12 protein-coding genes are annotated in these 17299 nt (G+C 58.8%); 10 read left to right on the plus strand and 2 right to left on the minus strand.

What is annotated here, in order from left to right:
• On the minus strand, positions 1–187 hold a 187-nt coding region (locus ABLV11_RS08100; RefSeq protein WP_348855272.1), incomplete at its 3' end, for a hypothetical protein.
• A gap of 136 nt (positions 188–323) precedes the next feature.
• Between ABLV11_RS08100 and lgt the strand changes: the two genes are divergently transcribed.
• The 10 genes from lgt (at position 324) to recD (ending at position 15732) form a co-directional block, all read left to right on the plus strand.
• Positions 324–1199: a prolipoprotein diacylglyceryl transferase gene (lgt, locus tag ABLV11_RS08105; RefSeq protein ID WP_004115094.1), complete on the plus strand. Its 876-nt coding sequence runs from the start codon at positions 324–326 to the stop codon at positions 1197–1199.
• Positions 1200–1205: 6 nt separating this feature from the next.
• Positions 1206–2000, plus strand: coding sequence for a thymidylate synthase (gene thyA, locus ABLV11_RS08110; protein ID WP_004105244.1), 795 nt, complete (start codon positions 1206–1208; stop codon positions 1998–2000).
• 220 nt (positions 2001–2220) lie between these two features.
• Positions 2221–2688, plus strand: coding sequence for a prepilin peptidase-dependent protein (locus tag ABLV11_RS08115; RefSeq protein WP_053064399.1), 468 nt, complete (start codon positions 2221–2223; stop codon positions 2686–2688).
• Positions 2679–3242 (plus strand): prepilin peptidase-dependent protein, encoded by a 564-nt coding sequence (locus ABLV11_RS08120; RefSeq protein ID WP_195606861.1) that lies wholly within the window; start codon positions 2679–2681, stop codon positions 3240–3242. The genes ABLV11_RS08115 and ABLV11_RS08120 overlap by 10 nt, the downstream gene beginning before the upstream one ends.
• On the plus strand, positions 3239–3652 hold the full coding sequence (locus ABLV11_RS08125) for a DUF2509 family protein (RefSeq protein ID WP_064397369.1): 414 nt from the start codon (positions 3239–3241) through the stop codon (positions 3650–3652). Before ABLV11_RS08120 ends, ABLV11_RS08125 begins: the two co-directional genes overlap by 4 nt.
• Complete coding sequence (locus ABLV11_RS08130) at positions 3637–3960, plus strand: prepilin-type N-terminal cleavage/methylation domain-containing protein (RefSeq protein WP_004105238.1); 324 nt, start codon at positions 3637–3639, stop codon at positions 3958–3960. The genes ABLV11_RS08125 and ABLV11_RS08130 overlap by 16 nt, the downstream gene beginning before the upstream one ends.
• A gap of 12 nt (positions 3961–3972) precedes the next feature.
• Positions 3973–7347 carry an exodeoxyribonuclease V subunit gamma gene (recC, locus tag ABLV11_RS08135; protein ID WP_004105236.1) on the plus strand — a complete coding sequence of 1125 codons (3375 nt, stop codon included), beginning with the start codon at positions 3973–3975 and terminating at the stop codon, positions 7345–7347.
• A 128-nt stretch (positions 7348–7475) separates the two neighbouring features.
• Positions 7476–10361 (plus strand): pitrilysin, encoded by a 2886-nt coding sequence (ptrA, locus tag ABLV11_RS08140; protein WP_348855273.1) that lies wholly within the window; start codon positions 7476–7478, stop codon positions 10359–10361.
• Positions 10358–13900, plus strand: coding sequence for an exodeoxyribonuclease V subunit beta (recB, locus tag ABLV11_RS08145; protein WP_348855274.1), 3543 nt, complete (start codon positions 10358–10360; stop codon positions 13898–13900). Before ptrA ends, recB begins: the two co-directional genes overlap by 4 nt.
• Complete coding sequence (gene recD, locus ABLV11_RS08150) at positions 13897–15732, plus strand: exodeoxyribonuclease V subunit alpha (protein ID WP_348855275.1); 1836 nt, start codon at positions 13897–13899, stop codon at positions 15730–15732. The genes recB and recD overlap by 4 nt, the downstream gene beginning before the upstream one ends.
• Positions 15733–15771: 39 nt before the next feature.
• On the opposite strand, the gene argA is transcribed toward recD, so the two are convergent.
• Positions 15772–17103 carry an amino-acid N-acetyltransferase gene (gene argA, locus ABLV11_RS08155; protein ID WP_004105227.1) on the minus strand — a complete coding sequence of 444 codons (1332 nt, stop codon included), beginning with the start codon at positions 17101–17103 and terminating at the stop codon, positions 15772–15774.
• Positions 17104–17299 lie beyond the last annotated feature (196 nt).

Raw genomic sequence — 17299 nt, forward strand, 5'->3', positions numbered from 1 at the left:
CGGACCACCACCAGAGAGAACAGGCCGGTTCTTTCTGGTTTTTTAATAATACAAGCCCGGGTAAGGCGTTAGCCGTGGCCCGGGACAACGCTGACGAGGTTCGAGCGGCCTGAGGGTTGGGTAGCCCGGACAGGCGCAGCGCGCCGACTCCGGGAATGCTCAGCCGCGAATTCGCATTCGTATACATATCTTTTACATGTCCAACGGGGATCGCCCCTGGCGCTTATGCTATCATTCGCAGCCTTTGGAGCGCCCGTTTCTGACGCGCGTGAACGATCCCCGCTGTCCACTTTCGGCGGAATAACAAGTCTTTATGGTGACAGATGAATAGTGGCTACCTGCATTTTCCGGAGTTTGATCCGGTAATTTTTTCCATTGGACCGGTCTCCCTTCACTGGTACGGCCTGATGTACCTGGTTGGGTTTGTTTTTGCGATGTGGTTGGCCACCCGTCGGGCCAATCGTCCGGGCAGCGGTTGGACAAAAAACGAAGTTGAAAACCTGCTGTACGCCGGCTTCCTCGGGGTTTTCCTCGGCGGGCGTCTTGGCTATGTCTTCTTCTACAACCTGCCGGTGTTCCTCGACGATCCGCTCTATCTGTTCCGCGTCTGGGACGGCGGTATGTCCTTCCACGGCGGCCTGATCGGCGTGATTCTGGTGATGATCATTTTCGCCAAACGCACGAAGCGTACCTTCTTCCAGGTTTCTGACTTCATTGCGCCGCTGATTCCGTTTGGCCTCGGCGCCGGGCGTCTGGGTAACTTTATCAACGGTGAACTGTGGGGGCGCGTCGATCCGAACTTCCACTACAGCATGATTTTCCCCGGCTCTCGGGCGGAAGATCTGGCGCTGCTGCCATCGCATCCGGAGTGGCAATCGCTGTTCGATACCTACGGCGCGCTGCCGCGTCATGCTTCGCAGCTCTATGAACTGGCGCTGGAAGGTGTGGTGCTGTTCCTGATCCTGAACCTCTTTATCCGTAAGCCGCGTCCGGCCGGTTCGGTTTCCGGGCTGTTCCTTATCGGCTATGGCTTGTTCCGCATCATCGTGGAATTCTTCCGCCAGCCTGATGCGCAGTTTACCGGCGGCTGGGTACAGTACATCAGCATGGGGCAGATTCTTTCGATTCCGATGGTGCTTGCGGGTATCATAATGATGGTCTGGGCGTACCGTTCTCGTCCGCAGCAACAAAATTCTTGAGGAACCATGAAACAGTATCTTGATTTGATGCAGAAAGTGCTCGACGAGGGCACGCAAAAAAATGACCGCACCGGTACCGGCACCGTCTCTATTTTCGGCCACCAGATGCGTTTTAACCTGCAGGAAGGATTCCCGTTGGTGACGACCAAGCGCTGTCATTTACGCTCCATCATCCATGAACTGCTGTGGTTCCTGAAGGGTGACACCAACGTCGCGTATCTGCACGAAAACAACGTCACTATCTGGGATGAATGGGCGGATGAAAACGGCGACCTGGGTCCGGTTTATGGCAAGCAGTGGCGTTCCTGGCCCGCGCCGGACGGCCGTCACATCGACCAGATTAGCACGGTGATGGAACAGCTGAAAAACGATCCCGACTCTCGTCGGATTATCGTCTCGGCCTGGAACGTCGGCGAACTGAACAAAATGGCGCTGGCGCCGTGCCATGCGTTCTTCCAGTTCTATGTCGCCGACGGCAAGCTCTCCTGCCAGCTCTATCAGCGCTCTTGCGACGTGTTCCTCGGCCTGCCGTTCAATATCGCCAGCTACGCGCTGCTGGTGCATATGGTAGCCCAGCAGTGCGACCTCGAAGTGGGCGATTTTGTCTGGACCGGCGGCGACACGCACCTGTACAGCAACCACATGGAGCAGACGCACCTGCAGCTAAGCCGCGAACCGCGGGCGCTGCCGAAGCTGGTGATCAAACGCAAGCCAGCGTCGATTTTCGACTACCGCTTTGAAGACTTCGAAATCGAAGGGTACGATCCGCATCCGGGGATTAAAGCGCCGGTCGCGATTTAACCCCGAAGTCATGATGAAAACCGGCGCCTGCGAGCGCCGGTTTTTTTATGCGCCAGCCCGGCCGAGCCGCGGCTGTAAGCCGCTGGTCGTACGGATTTTTTGCGAGCAGATTTCCTGTACTTTTGTAATCCGTTGCAACGCCTTGAATACTCTCCGAGGCGCGACGCAAAGCGCCATTTTCTCGTTCGTATAAAGCCTCAATGCTACGCATACTCGGGCCATGAACAGAGAACATGGCTATACCCTGATTGAAACCCTGGTCACCATGGTCGTCGTCGTCATTCTTGGCGCCAGCGGACTTTATGGCTGGCAGAGCTGGCAACAGCAGCAGCGTCTGTGGCAAACCGCCTGCCAGGTTCGCGATTATCTGGTGCTGCTACGCGATGACGCCAACTGGCACAACCGCGACAGGGTATTAAGCGTCGACCGAAGCGCGGAGGGCTGGTGCCTGAGCGTCAGCGGATCGACGAACGACTGTAGCGTCAGCAACGCTTTCACGCTGCAGCCGCTATGGCCGGAGGTTTCGCTCAGCGCGATGACGCCGGGGCTAGGATTTTACGGCCTGCGAAATACCGCCTGGGCGGGACATATCCGCCTGCAAAGCGCGGCGGGCGGCTGGAATATTATCGTTTCCAACTGGGGGCGAATCCGCCTGTGCCGCGGCGAGGAGACGGCATCATGTCTGTAAAACGTCGCGGTTTTTCGCTGCCGGAAACGCTGATCGCGATGGCTATTAGCTCCGTGCTATTGCTCGGCAGCGCGCGTTTTCTCCCGGCGCTGCAGTGGGCCGCGCTTCGCCAGACCCGGCAGCAGGCGCTGGAAAATGAACTATGGCAGCGAATCTACACCGTAGCGAAGCATCTGCAGCGCGCAGGTTATTGCCGTGGCCGCTGTAGCGGGCAACCGCTGTATATCGCAGAGAGCGGCGATTGCCTGCTTATTCGTTGGGATGGCAACAGCGATGGCGTCTGGAATCGCTCTCCGTCATCAGAATCTGATACTACCGGATTTCGCCTGCGCGACGGGGCGCTGGAAACCCTGAGAGGGGCGGAGGAGTGTAGCGGCAAGGGCTGGGAGAAAATGACCAATCCAGCGGCGATTCAGGTCACCGTTTTTCAGGTTACCCGGCAGAATAAGACGGATTTTTCGCCTGAGTTGTCGATAACGCTGGCGGCGCATTCCGTTGCCGACCCGCAAATCCGCGCGCGAGCGGAATATGGCGTAACGGGGTATAACCTGTGAATCGCCAGCGCGGGCTCTCTTCGCTGCTGATGGTGCTACTGCTTTTAGCGCTTGGCACACTGTTACTCCAGGGGCTGCACCAGCAGCAGCGTTCGCTGTTAGCGCAGACGGCCAGCGAAACGCGGGCGCTTCGCGACGCCGCTGATGCGCATTCCGCGCTGCAGTGGGGAAAAACGCTGACCTGGCCGTTGCAAGAAGCGGTTAGCTGCCAGCAGAAGGCTGCACTCGACTGGCGCGCCTGTCTGAGGATCTTTAGCGACGCCTCGGTATTGCTCATTGGCAGCAGCGGCGGTGGCAGAATGCTGCTGTGGCAGTCGGGCGCTGTGGAACAAAACCGCGTCCATTTTTCACCGCACGGCTGGAGCGATTTTTGCCCGTTAAAGGAGGTGAGCCTATGCCAGATGCCCTGAGCCGGCAGAGAGGGTTTAGCCTGCCGGAAACGCTCCTGGCTTTAGTCTTGCTGATCGTCACCGTCACCGCGCTGGCGGGCTATCAGCGCGGGCTGGCCAGCAGTTCTATGCAGCTCACCCAGTACCGTCAGCTGTGGCGCGATGCGTGGCGATTTGGTCAGCTTAGCCCTCCGGCGATTGCCGGGGGCCACCAGATATCCCGTATGCAGACATCGATGCAAAGATGTGTCAGCATCACGGTAACGATCACGATGCCCGCAGCCAGGCGGGCGCAGATGACCCGGCTCCATTGCCCGGTCAGTCAGTAGCCAGGAGCGAATATGTTAAGGGTGTACCACTCAAACCGTCTGGATGTGCTTGAAGCCTTGATGGAGTTTATCGTCGAGCGCCAGCGGCTGGATGACCCTTTTATGCCGGAAATGGTGCTGGTGCAGAGTACCGGGATGGCGCAGTGGCTGCAGATGACGCTGGCGAAGCGCTTCGGGATTGCGGCCAACATTGAGTTCCCGCTACCCGCCAGTTTTATCTGGGACATGTTTGTGCGAGTGCTGAAAGATATTCCCGGAGAAAGCGCGTTCAGCAAGCAAAGCATGAGCTGGAAACTTATGACTCTGTTACCAGAGCGGCTTAATGATGAATCTTTTACGCTACTGCGCCACTACCTGCATGACGATAGCGACAAGCGTAAACTGTTTCAGCTGGCCGCCAGAGTGGCGGATCTCTACGACCAGTATCTGGTTTATCGCCCGGAGTGGCTGATGCGCTGGGAGGCTGACCAGCGCGTTGACGGGCTGGGAGAGGCGCAGGAGTGGCAGGCGCCGCTGTGGAAAGCGCTGGTGGAATATACCGCCGAGCTGGGCCAGCCGCTGTGGCATCGCGCCAACTTGTACCAACGTTTTATCAGCGCGCTTGAAGACGCCGAACAACCGCCCGCCGGGCTGCCATCACGGGTCTTTATTTGCGGAATATCGGCGCTGCCGCCGGTGTATCTGCAGGCGCTCCAGGCGCTGGGTAAACATGTTGATGTATATGTCCTCTTCACTAACCCGTGCCGCTACTACTGGGGCGACATCAAAGATCCGGCATTTCTGGCCAAACTGCTGTCCCGCCAGCGGCGCCACCACCGCGAAACGGCGCGAGAGCTGCCACTGTTCCGCGATGCGGAACAGGCGCCGGGGCTGTTCAACGACGCCGGTGAGCAGGATGTCGGCAACCCGCTACTGGCCTCCTGGGGTAAGCTGGGGCGCGACTATATCTACCTGCTGGCGGGTCTTGAACGCTATGAAGAGCTGGACGCTTTTGTCGATATTGTGCCGGATAACCTGCTGCATAATCTTCAGGCGGACATTCTCGAACTGCGCAATGAAGCCGTGGCCGGGCGCAGCGCCGAAGAGTTTGCCAATAGCGGCAGCAAGCGGCCATTGGCAGCGGACGATCGCAGCCTGACGATTCATGTTTGTCATAGCCCACAGCGAGAAGTTGAGGTGTTGCACGATCGGCTGCTGGCGATGCTCGAAGAGAATCCCGAGCTCACGCCGCGCGATATTATCGTCATGGTGGCGGATATCGATAGCTATAGCCCGTATATTCAGGCGGTTTTCGGCAGCGCCAGCGGCGAACGCTGGCTGCCGTGGGCGATTTCCGATCGACGCGCCCGTGAATCGCATCCGGCGCTGCAAGCCTTTCTCACGCTCCTTTCGCTGCCCGATAGCCGCTTTGCCAGCGAAGATGTGCTGGCGCTGCTTGACGTGCCGGTGCTGGCGGCGCGCTTTAACATTGACGAAGAGGGGCTACGCTACCTGCGACAGTGGGTGAACGAATCCGGCGTACGCTGGGGGATGGATGATGACAACGTGCGTGAACTCGACCTCCCGGCAACCGGCCAGCATACCTGGCGCTTTGGCCTTACGCGCATGTTATTGGGCTATGCCATGGACAGCAGCGAGGGTGAGTGGCGCTCGGTGCTGCCTTATGATGAGTCGAGCGGGCTGATTGCCGAGCTGGTGGGCAACCTGGCATCGCTGCTGATGCAGCTTAATCTCTGGCGTCGCGGGCTGGCCCAGGAGCGGCCACTGGCCGAGTGGCTACCGGTATGCCGCGATCTGCTGAACGACTTTTTCCTCCCGGATAGCGAAACGGAAGCCGCCCTCGCGCTGATAGAGCAGCAGTGGCAGGCGGTGATTGACGGCGGCGTCGACGCCCAGTATGGCGAAACGGTACCGCTCTCCTTGCTGCGCGATGAGCTGTCCCTGCGCCTCGATCAGCAGCGTATCAGCCAGCGCTTTCTCGCCGGGCCGGTTAATATTTGCACCCTGATGCCGATGCGTTCGATTCCTTTCAAGGTGGTCTGCCTGCTGGGGATGAACGACGGTGTTTATCCGCGCACGCTTGCGCCGCTGGGCTTTGACCTGATGAGTCAGAAGCCGCAGCGCGGCGACCGTAGCCGTCGCGATGACGACCGCTATCTGTTCCTTGAAGCCCTGATGTCCGCCGAGCAGAAACTCTATATCAGCTATATCGGCCGTTCTATTCAGGATAACAGCGAACGCTATCCCTCGGTTCTGGTTCAGGAGCTGGCGGACTATATCGGTCAGAGCCACTGCCTGGAAGGAGACGAAGATCTGGATTGCGATGCCAGCGAGCGCCGCGTTAAAGAACATATTACTCATCTGCATACCCGCATGCCTTTTGATGCCGCGAATTTTCTGGCGAACGAAGATCAAAGCTATGCCCGGGAATGGCTGGCGGCTGCCAGCCAGCAGGGGGAAGCCCACGGTGAGTTTATCCAGCCGCTACCGGTCCCTGAACTCGATCACCTGCCTCTGGAACAGCTGCTGCGCTTCTGGCAGCATCCGGTACGCGCCTTCTTTCAGCAGCGGCTGCGGGTGAATTTCCGCTCGGAAGAGAGCGAGATCCCTGACGATGAACCTTTTACCCTCGAAGGACTGAGCCGCTATCAGTTGAACCAGCAGTTGCTTAATACGCTGATTGAGCAGCAGGACGCCTCGGCAATGTATCGCCGTTTTCGTGCCGCCGGGGAGCTACCCTATGGCGCATTCGGCGAACTGGCCTGGGAAACGCAGCGTCAGGAGATGCAGAACCTGGCAGAGCGGGTAATAGCCTGCCGTCAACCGGGGCAGAGCATGGAAATCGATTTGCAATGTAACGGAGTCAACATTACTGGCTGGCTACAGCAGGTACAATCCGACGGTTTGCTGCGCTGGCGGCCATCGTTATTAAGCGTGGCGCAGGGAATGCAACTTTGGCTGGAGCATCTTGTCTATTGTGCTAGCGGCGGTCGCGGCGAAAGTCGGCTGTTTGTGCGCAAAGAAGGCGAGTGGCGCTTTCCCCCGCTGGCGCAGGAACAGGCCCAGGAATACCTGAATGAGCTCGTTGACGGTTACCTACAGGGAATGTCAAAACCGCTGTTGTTGCTGCCGGAAAGCGGCGGCGCATGGCTAAAAGTCTGTTATGACGCCGAAAAGAATGTCATGTTAATGGACGAAGAGACGCAGCAAAAAGCGCGCAGTAAATTTCTTCAGGCTTATGAAGGGAACATGGTGGTCAGAGGCGAAGGTGCCGACGTCTGGTATCAGCGCCTGTGGCGCACCCTGGAGCCGGAATACTATGAAGAGATCCTTACGCAAACGCAGCGTTATTTGCTACCGGTGTTTCGTTTTCATCAGTCCGAATAACATTGTAATAGTATAAAAATTGCGCAATAGATGGCACTTCATTTATGATGCGCAACCAATCACGGACTGATGTTTTATAAAGGCTGCATAGCGTGCAGCGCCAGGTTTGTTAATGATGAGGTCCGTGAATGCCCCGCAGTTTATGGTTCAAGGTTATTGTTTTACTGGCCGCCCTCTGGGCGCCGTTAAGTCAGGCAGACACCGGATGGCAACCGATTCAGGAAACCATCCGTAAAAGCGACAAAGATACCCGTCAATATCAGGCGATCCGCCTCGATAACGGCATGGTGGTGCTGCTGGTTTCAGATCCCCAGGCGGTAAAATCGCTGTCGGCGCTGGTCGTTCCCGTGGGGTCGCTGCAGGACCCCGCTGAGCATCAGGGACTGGCCCACTTCCTGGAGCATATGACGCTGATGGGGTCGAAAAAGTACCCGCAGCCGGATAGCCTCGCCGAATATCTCAAAATGCACGGCGGCAGCCATAACGCCAGTACCGCTCCGTACCGCACTGCCTTCTATCTTGAAGTAGAAAACGATGCTCTGGACGGCGTGGTCGATCGCCTGGCCGACGCCATCGCCGCTCCGCTGCTGGATAAAAAATATGCCGACCGCGAGCGTAATGCGGTCAACGCCGAGCTGACGATGGCGCGCAGCCGCGACGGGATGCGGATGGCGCAGGTCAGCGCAGAAACCATTAACCCGGCGCACCCCGGCTCGCAGTTTTCCGGCGGTAACCTTGAAACGCTGAGCGACAAGCCCGGCAAGCCGGTGCTTGATGCCCTGCACGCCTTTCGCGATAGCTGGTATTCCGCCAACCTGATGAAGGCGGTGATCTACAGCAACAAGCCTCTGCCGGAGCTGGCAAGTATCGCGGCGGCCACCTACGGCCGCGTGCCGAACCACGATATCAGCAAACCGGAAATAACCGTCCCGGTGGTGACCGATGCGCAGAAGGGCATCATCATTCACTATGTCCCGGCGATGCCGCGTAAAGTCCTGCGCGTGGAGTTCCGCATTGATAACAATAGCGACCAGTTCCGCAGCAAAACCGACGAGCTGGTGACCTATATGATCGGTAATCGCAGCCCCGGCACGCTCTCTGATTGGCTGCAAAAGCAGGGGCTGGCTGAGGGTATTCGCGCGGACTCCGACCCGGTTGTCAACGGCAACAGCGGGGTGCTGGCTATTTCTGCTACTCTGACGGACAAAGGCCTGGCGCACCGCGATGAAGTGACCGCGGCCATCTTCAGCTACCTCAATCTGCTGCGTAGCCAGGGAATTGATAAACGCTATTTTGATGAACTGGCCCACGTGCTGGCGCTCGACTTCCGCTACCCGTCCATCAACCGCAATATGGATTACGTCGAATGGCTGGCGGACACCATGATCCGCGTGCCGGTCGAACATACCCTGGACGTAGTTAACATCGCCGATCGCTACGATCCGCAGGCGATCAAAGACCGTCTGGCGATGATGACGCCGCAAAATGCCCGTATCTGGTACATCAGCCCGAAAGAGCCGCATAACAAGACCGCCTACTTCGTTAATGCGCCCTATCAGGTGGATAAAATTAGCGAGCAGACTTTTGCCGACTGGCAGCAGAAGTCCAGCGCTATCGATCTCAAGCTGCCGGTGCTGAACCCCTATATTCCGGACGATTTTAGCTTAATCAAAAGCGATAAGGCTTACCCGCATCCGCAGCTGATTGTCGATGAACCGACGCTGCGGGTGATCTACGCGCCGAGTCAGTACTTCGCCAGCGAACCAAAAGCGGATATATCGCTGGTGCTGCGTAACCCGCAGGCGATGGACAGCGCCCGCCGTCAGGTGATGTTTGCCCTCAATGATTATCTGGCGGGTATCGCGCTCGATCAGCTCAGCAACCAGGCTGCGGTTGGGGGCATCAGCTTTTCTACCGGTGCAAATAACGGGCTGATGGTTAACGCCAACGGCTATACGCAGCATCTGCCAGAGCTGTTTAACGCCCTGCTGGACGGTTACTTTAGCTATACGCCAACCGAAGAGCAGCTGGAGCAGGCCAAATCCTGGTACGCGCAGATGATGGATTCGGCGGACAAAGGCAAAGCCTACGATCAGGCGATCATGCCGATTCAGATGGTTTCACAGGTGCCGTACTTTCAGCGTGAAGATCGCCGGGCGCTGCTGCCGTCGATTACGCTGAAAGAGGTGCTGGAGTATCGCGATAACCTCAAGGCGAAAGGGCGACCGGAGCTGCTGGTCATCGGTAACCTTACCGCCGAACGGTCAACGGCGATGGCCCGCCAGATCCAAAAACAGCTGGGGGCGGACGGCAACGAATGGTGCCGCAACAAAGACGTACTGGTTGATCGCAAGCAGCTGGCGATTTTTGAGAAAGCGGGTAACAGCACCGACTCCGCCCTTGCCGCTGTCTTCGCGCCGCCGAACCTGGACGAATACGCCAGCTCAGCTGCCAGCTCGCTTCTCGGGCAGATCGTCCAGCCGTGGTTCTACAACCAGCTGCGTACGGAAGAGCAGCTGGGATACGCGGTCTTCGCCTTCTCGATGAACGTGGGCCGCCAGTGGGGAATGGGCTTCCTGTTGCAAAGCAACGATAAGCAGCCGGCTTTCCTCTGGCAGCGCTTCCAGGCCTTCTTCCCCACGGCGGAAGCCAAACTGCGGGCGATGAAGCCGGAAGAGTTTGCGCAGATTCAGCAGACGGTCATCAGTCAGATGCTGGAGGCGCCGCAAACGCTGGGCGATGAAGCATCGAAGCTGAGCAAAGATTTCGATCGCGGTAATATGCGCTTCGATTCACGTGATAAAGTAGTGGCTCAGATTAAACTGCTGACGCCGCAAAAGCTTGCCGACTTCTTCCATCAGACGGTGGTGGATCCGCAGGGCATGGCAATTCTCTCCCAGGTTTCCGGTAGCCAGAATGGCAAGGCGGAATACGCGCATCCGCAGGATGGCAAAGTCTGGGAGAACGTCAGCGCGTTGCAGAAATCCTTACCCCTGATGCGAGAGAATGAATGACCGACACCGCCGAGTCTCTTGACCCACTGCGCTTGCCCCTGACGGGCGAGCGCCTGATAGAAGCCTCTGCGGGCACCGGAAAAACGTTTACCATCGCCGCGCTCTATCTGCGGCTGTTGCTGGGGCTGGGTGGTGAATCCGCTTTCCCCCGGCAGATCAGCGTGGAAGAGCTGCTGGTGGTGACCTTTACCGAAGCGGCGACCGAAGAGCTGCGCGGACGTATCCGCAGCAATATCCACGAGCTGCGGATCGCCTGCCTGCGCGAAAGCACCGACAATCCTCTTTATGCCGGGCTGCTGGCGGAAATTGACGATAAAGCCCAGGCGGCGCAAACGCTGCTGCTGGCCGAACGCCAGATGGATGAAGCAGCGGTATTTACCATTCACGGGTTCTGCCAGCGGATGCTGAGCCTTAACGCCTTTGAGTCCGGCATGCTGTTCGAACTGCAGCTGATTGAAGATGAATCCCGCCTGCGCTATCAGGCCTGCGCCGACTTCTGGCGTCGCCACTGCTACCCGCTGCCGCGCGAAATTGCTGCGGTTATCCACGAGGCGTGGAAAGGGCCGCGCGACCTGTTGAAATCCATCGACCGCTGGCTGCAAGGAGAGGCGCCGCAGCTAAAATCTCCGCCCCCTGCTGAAGAAACGCTGGCCGAACGCCATCAGCAAATTATTGAACGCATTAACGCGGTCAAACAGCAGTGGCTGGAACAGGTGAGCGAGATTGAGACGGTACTGGAAACCTCCGGTCTCGACCGGCGCAAGTTCAATCGCGGCAATCAGGCCAAATGGCTGGAAAAAGTGACCGCCTGGGCCCAGGAAGAGACTTTGAGCTACCAGCTGCCGGATGCGCTGGAAAAGTTCTCTCAGCCCTTCTTGCTTGAGCGCACCAAAGCGGACGGCGCACCGCCGGTACACCCGCTGTTCAGCGCGATAGAAGCGCTGCTGGCGACACCGTTAACCCTGACCGATCTGGTGATCGCCAGGGCGATGGTTGAAATCCGCGAGGCGGTCGCGCGGGAAAAACGCCGCCGCGGCGAGCTGGGATTTGACGATATGCTTAGCCGCCTGGATGACGCCCTGCGCGGAGAGAGCGGAGAAGCGCTGGCCAGCGCGATTCGTCAGCGCTTCCCGGTGGCGATGATCGATGAGTTTCAGGATACCGACCCGCAGCAGTACCGAATCTTTCGCCGCATCTGGCGGCAGGCGGATACCGCGCTGTTGCTGATTGGCGACCCTAAACAGGCTATTTACGCCTTCCGCGGCGCGGATATCTTTACCTACATGAAAGCGCGTGGAGACGTCACCGCTCACTATACGCTCGATACCAACTGGCGCTCCGCCCCGGGGATGGTTGACAGCGTCAATCGCCTGTTTAGCCTCAGCGATAACCCTTTTATGTTTCGCGAAATCCCGTTTCTGCCGGTGAAATCGGCCGAGAAAAATCAGGGGCTGCGCTTTACCGTTGATGATACGGCGGTTCCGGCGATGAATATCTGGCTGATGCCGGGCGAGGCCGTGGGCGCAGGGGATTATCAGACGTTTATGGCCCAGCTGTGCGCGGCGCAAATTCGTGACTGGCTAAGCGCGGGCCAGCAGGGCAAGGCGCTGCTGTGGCGCGGTGAAAAAGCTGAACCCGTGCGGGCTTCAGACATCACGGTGCTGGTGCGCAATCGTCAGGAGGCGTCGTTAATTCGCGATGCCCTCCAGCTGCTGTCGATACCTTCCGTCTATCTCTCCAACCGCGATAGCGTGTTTGAAACGCCGGAGGCGCAGGAGCTGCTGTGGCTGCTGCAGGCGGTGCTGGCCCCCGAGCGCGAGAATACCCTGCGCAGCGCGCTGGCGACCTCAATGTTCGGTCTTAACGCGCAGGATATCGAAAACCTCAACCAGAACGAACGGGCGTGGGATGAGCTGGTAGAAGAGTTTAGCGGCTACCGGCAAGTCTGGCGGCAGCGCGGCGTTATGCCGATGCTGCGCGCGCTGATGACCGCGCGGCGCATTGCAGAAAACCTGCTGGCGACCAACGGCGGCGAGCGGCGCCTGACCGATATCCTGCATATCAGTGAGCTGCTTCAGGAGGCGGCGAACCAGCTGGAGAGCGAACATGCGCTGGTGCGCTGGCTGGCGCAGCATATCGCCGAGCCGGATAGCAACGCCTCCAGCCAGCAGATGCGCCTGGAAAGCGACAAGCATCTGGTGCAGATCGTCACCATCCATAAATCGAAAGGGCTGGAGTATCCGCTGGTCTGGCTGCCGTTTATCGCGCGTTTTCGCAAACAGGATCAGGCGTTTTATCACGACAGAACCTCCTTTGCCGCCGTGCTCGATCTGGGCCAGGATGAGGGCAGCATGGAGCTGGCTGAGGCCGAACGTCTGGCCGAAGACTTACGTCTGCTGTACGTTGCGCTGACCCGGGCAGTCTGGCACTGCAGCCTGGGCGTTGCGCCGCTTAGCCCCCGCCGCAGCGACAAGCCCGGCGCCAGCGATTTTCACCACAGCGCGCTGGGGCGGCTGCTGCAGGGCGGAGAAGCGATGGACGCCGCAGGGCTAACGGCGCGACTGCAGGCGTTTTGCAGCGGGGATATCGCCCTGCAGCTCCCCGCGACGACGACGCAGACGCCCTGGCAGGCTCCACAGTCGGCGCTGCCGCCGCTCTCCGCGCGTCTGCTTGAGCGTTCGGTGAGCGATGACTGGCGCGTCACCAGCTACTCCGGCCTGCAGCAAAACGGACACAGCGCGGCGCAGGACCTTTTACCGCGTCTGGATATTGATGCCGCAGGCGTCGGCGATGTGGCGGAAGAACCGCAGCTTACGCCGCACCACTTCCCGCGCGGAGCATCGCCAGGCACGTTTCTGCACATCCTGTTTGAAGATATTGATTTCACCCAGCCGGTCCCCGCCGACTGGATGGCGGAAAAGCTCCAGCTTAGCGGCTTCGAGGAGAAATGGGCCCCAGTACTGACCGAATGGCTCGACGGCGTGCTGCGTACCCGTCTCCCTGGCGCGGAGATCGCGCTGAATCAGCTTAGCGAGCGTGATAAACAGGTGGAGATGGCTTTTTATCTGCCCATCGAGCAGCCTCTGGATCCGCTGCGCCTGGATGCGCTAATTCGTCAGTACGATCCGCTCTCCGTCGATACCCCCATGCTCGATTTCCGCCAGGTGCGCGGTATGCTGAAAGGCTTTATTGACCTGGTATTTCGCCATAACGGCCGCTATTACCTGCTGGATTACAAATCCAACTGGCTGGGGAAAGATCGCGAGGCCTATACCCAGGAAGCGATGATGCAGGCTATGCGCACCCATCGTTACGATTTGCAGTATCAGCTCTACAGCCTGGCGCTGCACCGTTATTTGCGCCACCGTATTGCCGATTATGATTACGAACGCCACTTTGGCGGCGTCATTTATCTCTTTTTACGCGGTATGGATGGACAGGACGGCGGGCAGGGTATTTTTACCACTCGTCCGGCGCGACCGCTGATTGACGGCCTTGATGCGCTGTTTGCTGGAGAAACTCAGGAGGTGGCGCTATGAACCTGGATGAACTATTGCTACAGGCGGTTGAGCAGCGACTGCTGCGCCCGCTGGACGTTCAGTTTGCGCTAATGGTGGCGCAAGAAGCGCATCCGGCGGTGAAGCTGGTCGCGGCGATCCTCAGTCGCGATGCTGGTGAAGGGCACGTCTGTCTGCCGATTTCGCGTCTTGTCGATGATGAACTGTTGAAGGCTAAAGCAGGTGGCCTGAGCGAGCAAATTCTTGAACTGACCGGCGCGCCGGACGGCTGGCTGCCGCTGCTCAATGATTCCGAGGCCGTCAGCTGCGGAGAGCGGCCAGCGCCGATGATTCTCTGCGGCGATCGGCTTTACCTTAACCGCATGTGGCGCAACGAATTAACCGTCGCGCGCTTTTTCAATGAAGCCAATCAGGTGCTGGAGGTGGATGAAGCCCGGCTGGCAGCGACGCTCGACGCGCTGTTTCCGCCCGCAGAGGAAATTGACTGGCAAAAAGTGGCGGCTGCTGTCGCCCTGACCCGGCGGATTTCGGTAATTTCCGGCGGACCGGGCACCGGTAAAACCACGACCGTCGCTAAACTCCTGGCCGCGCTGATCCAGACCTTCTCCAGCCCGCGCTGCCGTATTCGCCTGGCTGCGCCGACCGGTAAAGCCGCGGCGCGCCTGACCGAGTCCCTTGGCGCTGCGCTGCGCCGTCTTCCTCTCACCGACGAACAAAAGGCGCTGGTGCCCACCGAAGCCAGTACCCTCCATCGCCTGCTGGGCGCGCAGCCGGGAAGCCAGCGGATGCGCTATCACAGCGGAAACCCGCTGCATCTTGATGTGCTGGTGGTCGATGAAGCCTCAATGATTGACCTGCCGATGATGTCGCGCCTGATCGATGCGCTGCCTGAGCACGGAAGGGTGATTTTCCTTGGCGACCGCGATCAGCTGGCTTCGGTCGAGGCCGGGGCCGTGCTCGGCGATATCTGCGCGTGGGTTAATGCAGGCTATACCCCGGAGCGGGCGACGCAGCTCGCCCGGTTAACCGGCCAGCCGGTTCCGGCAGGCGAGGGTAATATGGCCGGTTCGCTCCGCGATAGCCTGTGCCTGCTGCAGAAAAGCTACCGTTTCGGTCGCCATTCCGGTATCGGCCAGCTGGCCTGGGCGGTGAACAGCGGCGATCGTAGCGCGGTACGCGCAACGCTACGCCAGTCATTTGACGATATCGCTCTGTATCCGCTGAGCGCCACCGAAGAGTATGAAGCTATGCTGAATCAGGCGCAGGCGGGCTACGGCCGCTTCCTGCAGCTGCTGCGCGCTCGGGCAGAGCCCGAAGAGATGATCGCCGCTTTTGGCGAATTCCAGCTGTTGTGCGCGCTGCGCGAGGGCCCGTATGGCGTCAGTGGAGTTAATGAACAGCTGGAGCAGATGCTCAACCGCAAGCGGGCGATTACGTTACCGCGCCATTCGCGCTGGTATGAAGGTCGGCCGGTGATGATCTCGCGCAACGACAGCGCGCTGGGGCTGTTTAACGGCGATATCGGTATCGCGCTGGAAAGAGGTGGTGACCTGCGCGTCTGGTTCCCGATGCCTGATGGCAGCATCAAGTCGGTACAGCCAAGTCGTCTGCCGGAGCATGATACCGCCTGGGCGATGACGGTGCATAAATCGCAGGGGTCGGAGTTCGATCACGCGGCGCTGATCCTGCCTTCGCGCAGCGTGCCGCTGGTGACCCGCGAGCTGGTTTATACCGCTATAACTCGCGCGAAACGGCAGCTGTCGATCTATGCCGATGAGCAGGTACTGACCCAGGCGGTTGTCGCGCGTACCGAACGACGCAGCGGCCTGGCGGATATTTTTTCCGCTCAGTGATGTTTTCCCCGGTCAGCCGTGCGCTTTCCGGGGAGAGAATCAGGCCAGGTCTGCCATCAACACCTTGGAGCGGCGCTGATAGTTGTACATCTCTTTTTTGCTCTCCGGCAGCAGGTCAACGTCTACCGGCGTAAATCCGCGCTCCTGGAACCAGTGAATGCTGCGGGTTGTCAGAACAAACAGTTTGCTGAGGCCCATTTGCTTCGCCTGCGCGGCAATTCGTTCGAGCAGCACTTCGCCGCGCGATGAGCTGCGGTAGTCCGGATGCACCGCCACGCAGGCCATTTCGCCGATCTTCTCTTCCGGGAAAGGATAGAGCGCGGCGCAGGCGATGGTGGTGTTGTCGCGCTGAATAATGGTGAACTTATCGATTTCCATCTCCAGCTGTTCGCGAGAACGCCTGACCAGAATGCCCTGCTGCTCCAGCGGGCTTATCAGCTCGAGGATGCCGCCGATGTCGTTAATGGTGGCGCGGCGGATCTGCTCGGCGCTCTCCATCACTATCTGAGTGCCGATACCGTCGCGTGAGAACAGCTCCTGCAGCAGAGTGCCGTTTTCCTGATAGCTAATCAGGTGGCAGCGGCGCACGCCGCTGCGGCAGGCTTTCACCGCGCCGCGCAGGAAGCGCACGGTACCGGAGCTGTAGTCTTCGTCCGCTTCCATCTCTTCAACCCGCGCCTGGGCTTCGTTAGGGAATAGCTCGGGGACGATCTCGCCATCCTGGTTGTACACCCCCTGTGACGAGCAGAAGCCAATCATCTTTTCGGCTTTGAGCTTAATCGCCAGCTGGGTTGCAATCTCTTCGGAGGTCAGGTTAAAGCTTTCGCCGGTGACCGACACCGCAACCGGGCCCATCAGCACAATCGCGCCGTTATCCAACTGACGGTGAATGGCTTCTTCATCGATGCGCCGAATGCGCCCGCTGTGACAGTAATCCACGCCGTCATCCACGCCTAACGGCTGCGCGATAATGAAATTGCCGCTGACCACGTTGATGTGGGCGCCCTGCAGCGGGGTGTTGTTGAGGCTCATCGACAGGCGAGCGGTAATTTCCAGCTGCAGCATACCCGCCGCCTGCTTAACCAGCTCGAGCGTTTTGGCGTCAGTCACTCGGGTTTGTTTGTGATAGACCGGTTCGTGACGGTGCTCCGCCAGGTTGGCGTCGATCTGCGGACGGGCGCCATAGACCACTACCAGACGAATTCCCAGGCTGTGAAGCAGGCCAATGTCGTTGACTATGCTAGAGAAATTATCATGCTCGATGGCTTCCCCGCCCAGCATGATGACAAACGTTTTACCTCTATGGGCGTTAATATAGGGGACAGAATGGCGGAATCCCTCTACCAGTTCGGTGCGACGTTCCTTCACCATGACACAACCTCAATGCATGATTATTCGTAATTAATGTATTTTTATTCTGTTTTGCCGGCAAACGCAAGCTCCAATTTCTCGCGCAACCGAGAAAACAGTGTGAGCCAAATCAGGGTGTCAAAGATTGTTTACCCTTTTATAGATGACAGGTTATGCGCCTTTCGTTAAAGTTTCTGGTCAATCTGTTTGTTTTAAA

It is taken from the genome of Klebsiella sp. GW_Kp181, from assembly GCF_040062315.1.
Taxonomy (GTDB): Bacteria; Pseudomonadota; Gammaproteobacteria; order Enterobacterales; family Enterobacteriaceae; genus Klebsiella; species Klebsiella oxytoca.

Bases quoted from the DNA above. Each gene is read 5' to 3' on its own strand.
- lgt (WP_004115094.1), top strand. From the start codon at position 324: ATGAATAGTGGCTACCTGCATTTTCCGGAGTTTGATCCGGTAATTTTT.
- thyA (WP_004105244.1), top strand. From the start codon at position 1,206: ATGAAACAGTATCTTGATTTGATGCAGAAAGTGCTCGACGAGGGCACG.
- ABLV11_RS08115 (WP_053064399.1), top strand. From the start codon at position 2,221: ATGAACAGAGAACATGGCTATACCCTGATTGAAACCCTGGTCACCATG.
- ABLV11_RS08120 (WP_195606861.1), top strand. From the start codon at position 2,679: ATGTCTGTAAAACGTCGCGGTTTTTCGCTGCCGGAAACGCTGATCGCG.
- ABLV11_RS08130 (WP_004105238.1), top strand. From the start codon at position 3,637: ATGCCAGATGCCCTGAGCCGGCAGAGAGGGTTTAGCCTGCCGGAAACG.
- recC (WP_004105236.1), top strand. From the start codon at position 3,973: ATGTTAAGGGTGTACCACTCAAACCGTCTGGATGTGCTTGAAGCCTTG.
- ptrA (WP_348855273.1), top strand. From the start codon at position 7,476: ATGCCCCGCAGTTTATGGTTCAAGGTTATTGTTTTACTGGCCGCCCTC.
- recB (WP_348855274.1), top strand. From the start codon at position 10,358: ATGACCGACACCGCCGAGTCTCTTGACCCACTGCGCTTGCCCCTGACG.
- recD (WP_348855275.1), top strand. From the start codon at position 13,897: ATGAACCTGGATGAACTATTGCTACAGGCGGTTGAGCAGCGACTGCTG.
- argA (WP_004105227.1), bottom strand. From the start codon at position 17,103: ATGGTGAAGGAACGTCGCACCGAACTGGTAGAGGGATTCCGCCATTCT.